This window comes from Streptomyces tricolor (genome assembly GCF_002155905.1).
In the GTDB taxonomy this organism is placed as follows: domain Bacteria; phylum Actinomycetota; class Actinomycetes; order Streptomycetales; family Streptomycetaceae; genus Streptomyces; species Streptomyces tricolor.
Genome location: NZ_MUMF01000648.1, coordinates 1 through 2,225 on the forward strand (window position 1 = coordinate 1; position 2,225 = coordinate 2,225).

At 72.2% G+C, this 2,225-nt stretch carries 2 protein-coding genes; both read left to right on the forward strand.

Annotated elements, in window-relative coordinates; translation table 11 throughout:
• A partial coding sequence (gene lnt, locus CCN44_RS36360) for an apolipoprotein N-acyltransferase (protein WP_107502144.1) occupies positions 1-1,557 on the forward strand: 1,557 nt, incomplete at its 5' end.
• Positions 1,558-1,657: 100 nt separating this feature from the next.
• Positions 1,658-2,137: an NUDIX hydrolase gene (locus CCN44_RS36365; protein WP_086702914.1), complete on the forward strand. Its 480-nt coding sequence runs from the start codon at positions 1,658-1,660 to the stop codon at positions 2,135-2,137.
• The last annotated feature ends 88 nt before the right edge of the window (positions 2,138-2,225 follow it).

The following is a 2,225-nucleotide window of genomic DNA, read 5'->3' on the forward strand; positions in this document are numbered from 1 at the left end:
GCCCCCGGCGGGCCCGCCGGCCGGCTGCTGCGCCTGGTCCCGGCCGCCGCCTCCGCGCTCTGCGGAGTGCTGCTCTACCTCAGCTTCCCGCCGCGTCCCCTGTGGTGGCTGGCCCTGCCCGCCTTCGCCGGTTTCGCCTGGGTGCTGCGTGGCCGGAGCTGGAAGGCCGCCCTCGGTCTCGGCTACCTCTTCGGGCTGGGCTTCCTGCTGCCGCTGCTGGTGTGGACCGGCGTGGAGGTCGGCCCGGGGCCCTGGCTGGCCCTGGTCGCCATCGAGGCGCTCTTCGTCGCGCTGGTCGGCGTGGGGGTCACCGCAGTCTCCCGGCTGCCCGCGTGGCCGGTGTGGGCCGCCGCCGTGTGGATCACCGGCGAAGCGCTCCGCGCGCGCGTGCCCTTCGGGGGCTTCCCCTGGGGCAAGATCGCGTTCGGTCAGGCGGACGGCGTCTTCCTGCCGCTCGCCGCGGTGGGCGGCACTCCGGTGCTGGGCTTCGCGGTCGTCCTGTGCGGCTTCGGTCTCTACGAGGCCGGGCGGCTGATCGCCGAGCGGCGCCGGACCCGGGCCGTACGGCGGGCCGCCGCGACCGCCGCGCTGCTGAGCGTCGCCGTACCGGTGGCCGGCGCGGTCGCGGCCCGCGCGCTGGTGAGCGACACGGCGGAGGACGGCACCGCCACCGTGGCGGTCATCCAGGGCAACGTGCCGCGCGCCGGGCTCGGGTTCAACGCGCAGCGGCGGGCCGTGCTCGACTACCACGCGCGCGAGACGCACAAGCTGGCCGCCGACGTCAGGGCGGGGAAGGCCGCCAAGCCGGACTACGTCCTGTGGCCGGAGAACTCCTCCGACATCGACCCGTTCGCGTACCCGGACGCCGCCGACGTCATCGAGAAGGCGGCCAAGGACATCGGCGTGCCCGTCTCCGTCGGCGGCGTGGTGGAGAAGGACGGCAAACTGCTCAACGAGCAGATCCTGTGGGACCCGGTCAAGGGACCGACGCAGACCTACGACAAGCGGCAGATCCAGCCCTTCGGGGAGTTCCTTCCGCTGCGCTCGCTCGTCGGCGCGATCAACAAGACCTGGACCGACATGGCCCACCAGGACTTCAGCCGGGGCAGCGAGCCGGGCGTGTTCGACATCGAGGGCACCAAGGTCGGTCTGGCCACCTGCTACGAGGCCGCCTTCGACTGGGCCGTACGGGACACGGTGACGCACGGGGCGCAGATGATCTCCGTGCCGAGCAACAACGCCACCTTCGACCGCAGCGAGATGACCTACCAGCAGCTCGCCATGTCCCGCATCCGCGCGGTCGAGCACAGCCGCACCGTGACCGTGCCGGTGACCAGCGGCGTCAGCGCGATCATCCTGCCGGACGGGCGGATCACCCAGCGGACCGGCATGTTCGTGCCCGCCTACCTCGTCCAGAAGGTGCCGTTGCGCACGTCCACCACCCCCGCCACCGAACTGGGCGTCCTCCCGGAGATCGCCCTGGTGCTGGTCGCCGTGGGCGGCATCGGCTGGGCGATCGGCTCCGGCCTGCGCGCCCGGCGCGCCGGTGACGCGTAGCCGTACGACACCGCCGTACGACTGCCGCGTGACCGCCGTACGACCGCTGTACGACCCCGACGTGCCGGGGTGCGGCGCACCGGCCCGCTAGGGTCGCGTCATGGCTACTCCCGAATTCATCCGTACGCTCAGGGCCTCCGCCGGCCGGCAACTGCTGTGGCTCCCCGGTGTCACCGCGATCGTCTTCGACGACGAGGGCAGGGTGCTGCTCGGCAGACGGACCGACACGCGCAAGTGGTCGGTGATCGGCGGCATCCCGGAGCCGGGCGAGCAGCCCGCGGCCTGCGCCGTGCGGGAGGTCTTCGAGGAGACGGCGGTGCACTGCGTCGCCGAGCGGGTCGTCCTGGTCCAGGCCCTGGAACCGGTGACCTACGCCAACGGTGACACCTGCCAGTTCATGGACGTCACCATCCGCTGCCGGGCCGTGGGCGGCGAGGCCCGGGTCAACGACGACGAGTCGCTGGAAGTCGGCTGGTTCGCGGTGGACGCGCTGCCCGAGCTGCACGAGTTCGGGCTCTTCCGGATCAAGCAAGCCATGTCGGAGGCACCCACATGGTTTGACCCTATGACTGCTGGCTGAAGTGTGGGTCGTCACCACATGTGGTGACCTTCGGGGTCCGCTTAGGGTCGGCACATGACCTCGCCCACCCCCCTGCCCGGCCCCGAAC

Bases quoted from the DNA above. Each gene is read 5' to 3' on its own strand.
- CCN44_RS36365 (WP_086702914.1), top strand. From the start codon at position 1,658: ATGGCTACTCCCGAATTCATCCGTACGCTCAGGGCCTCCGCCGGCCGG.